This window comes from Paraburkholderia sp. CNPSo 3281 (genome assembly GCF_024206515.1).
GTDB classification, from domain to species: domain Bacteria; phylum Pseudomonadota; class Gammaproteobacteria; order Burkholderiales; family Burkholderiaceae; genus Paraburkholderia; species Paraburkholderia nodosa.
Genome location: NZ_JAMBPS010000126.1, coordinates 1 through 2,609, shown reverse-complemented (window position 1 = coordinate 2,609; position 2,609 = coordinate 1). Strand labels below are relative to the sequence as shown.

Genomic DNA, 2,609 nt, shown 5'->3' with positions numbered 1-2,609 from the left:
TGTCACCTTCCGGCATAAAGGAGCCGGGTATTTCCGGCATATAGGCGCCAGCAGAAGTGGGTAGAAACGAGCATCTTTGTGGTTTAAGAATGGGCCGTTTAAGTCGCGTTTGCAAGGTTCAAGTGATGCTCCGGAAGGTGCCGCGGGCTTCGATAGGAGTGACCGTCGAGCACGAGGCAATAAGCGTTGTGGCGCAGCCGGTCGAGCGTGGCCGAGGCGAGCAGACGGTTAGACGGGAACGCCTGGTCCCATTCGGTCAGATCGAGGTTGCTGGTGACGATGGTGGAAGCGGTCTCGTATCGCTCGGCGATGAGTTCATGCAAATCCTCGTCAGCCGGCGGGCGAAGAGGCTTGAGCCCGAAGTCATCGATGATCAGCAATTCGACGCGCACCAGACTGGCAAGCCGACGCTCGTAAGCACCGGTGGCACGAGCCGCATTCAGGCTGACGGCGAGCTGCGTGCAGGTGGTGAACAACACGTCCGCGCCTTGACGGACGGCGCAATGGCCCAGAGCCTGGGCGAGATGACTCTTGCCCGTGCCGCAAGGGCCGACGATGAGCACCGGCGCATGTTCGCCGAGGTAACGGCCGCCGGCCAGATCATGCACCAGCGCGCGGTTCAATTGCGGCAGCCGATCGAAATCGAATTGCTCCAGCGTCTTGCTGGTGCGAAACGCGGCGCGTCGCATGCGTAAAGCGAACTTCTTCTGCTCGCGCCGGGCCACTTCGTCTTCGATGAGCAGCGCCAGGAAATCGACGTAGGAGAGCTTGGCGTCGATGGCTTGACGATTGCGCGCCTCGAGCGAGTCGAGAATGCCGGACAGGCGCAGTTGCTTCAGATGCGGGGTCAAGGCTGGCATGGGTTGCATGGCGATCTCCTTGAGTCAATGACGCACGTCGGCGTCGGGGGCGAACAGCGATTGCGCGTTGCGGGCGAAGCGGGCATCAGGCACGTGAACGTGTTCGCCTGAATCGTCGATGGGATGTCGATCGAATCCGCCGGCGAGGATGGTCTTGACGGTCCGATAGAACGGGCTGCCGTGCGCCAACGCGCGAGCACACGCAGCCTCCAGGCGCGAGGTGCCGTAGGGGCGCTGCAGACGCATGACGCCCTGTGCCGCACGTAGCCTCTCGAGGATGTGATCGGCCAGCAGCAACTCGATGAGTTCGGCACAGGCAGGCCCCACGCGTGCGGCTTGTTCGAGGCACCACTGACGGTCGTGAGCGAGAAACGCGCGAGCCTCGGGCGGCAGATGATCACGCACGGTGAGCCGATCGCCGGGACGACGGCCGCGTACGTGCGAGGCGACCAGCCGGTAGTCGTCGTAGATGGCGATGGACGCATCGGTGGCGCGCAGCCACAAGGTCTTGCCGACCAGCGCGAACGGAACGGAGTACAGCATGCGCTGATGCGCGACATGGCAGTCGCGGTGGACCGAGACCTTGTGCCAGGTGCCCAGATCAGGCGCAATGGCCGGCAGTTCGCGCATCAGTGGCCGTTCGATCTCGAACAGTTCGAGCGGCACTTTGCGTGTGGTGCCGTGAATGCGGCGCCCCGCTTCGTGCACGACCCAGTGACGGGCCTGCTCGTTCAGATCCGTGAAGTCGCGAAACTGGCGCAGCGGCAGGAAGTTGCCTTTTACGTATTTGACGCCGGCCTCGACGATGCCCTTCTTGGGCGGATCGGCAGGCGGGCACGGATCAATGCGGAAACCATAACCCTCGGCACATTCCGCATAGGCGCGTTGCACGACAGGGTCATAGGTGCAGGCACGCGTGATGGCGCACTTGGGGTTGTCGATGATCACGCGCGTGGGCACCGCACCGAACCATTCGAAAGCGCGACGATGGCACCCGAGCCAGGTTGCGACGGTTTGGTCCCAGACGAACTCGACGTATTGGTGCCGCGAGAAGGCCAGCGTCATCACGAACGCCCACGTACGCGTGAACACGCCGTCGGCGTCGGGCAGCATCGGGCCGGCGCCGAAATCCACCTGCGCGGCTTCACCGGGCGCAAAGCTCAGTGGCACGGTGGCGTCGGGCGGGCGGTCCGCATTGATCGAAACGATCATGCGATAAACCGACGAATAGCTGCCGGTGTAGCCGTGCTCACGCCGCAACGCGGCCAGGATTGCCGTGCCGGGCACGTGCTGCTCGAGCCATGAGGCAATCAATGCGCGGTGCACTTCGAGCCCGGAGACAGTCGACCTGGCCTTGTGTGGCGGGCCTAGCGCCGCGGCGATCTCGGCGTCATCCGGTAACGGCGCATCGGGCTTGAGCCAGCCGCGTTGTTCGGCCAACTCTCGCAGTGCGGCGAGCTTGCGCCGGCCCATGTAGCGACAGCGCGCCAGTTCGCGCTCGGAATCCCCGTGGCGCATGCGCACGAGAACCTGCCGATATTGATGCATCTCGATTCTCCGTCGGCCCATCGCAGCCTCCCTTGGGGGATCACGCCCCACAAGTTAAGCCTGCAATGAGCATCACGATCGAGATGCTCGGTTCCTTCCCTGGCTCCTATATGCCGGAAACGAAGTGGCTCCTTTATGCCGAAAACGCCCCGGTTCCTTTATGCCGGAAGCTCGATGGCTCCTATATGGCGGAAGATGACA

The 2,609-nt window shown here is 63.4% G+C and carries 2 protein-coding genes; both read right to left on the bottom strand.

All coding sequences use genetic code 11. The features are described 5' to 3' along the window. Positions 1-98: 98 nt before the first annotated feature. Positions 99-869: an IS21-like element helper ATPase IstB gene (gene istB, locus M3I56_RS40345; protein WP_254358623.1), complete on the bottom strand. Its 771-nt coding sequence runs from the start codon at positions 867-869 to the stop codon at positions 99-101. Positions 870-884: 15 nt separating this feature from the next. Then, positions 885-2,408, bottom strand: coding sequence for an IS21 family transposase (istA, locus tag M3I56_RS40340; RefSeq protein WP_309249230.1), 1,524 nt, complete (start codon positions 2,406-2,408; stop codon positions 885-887). Between the last annotated feature and the right edge of the window lie 201 nt (positions 2,409-2,609).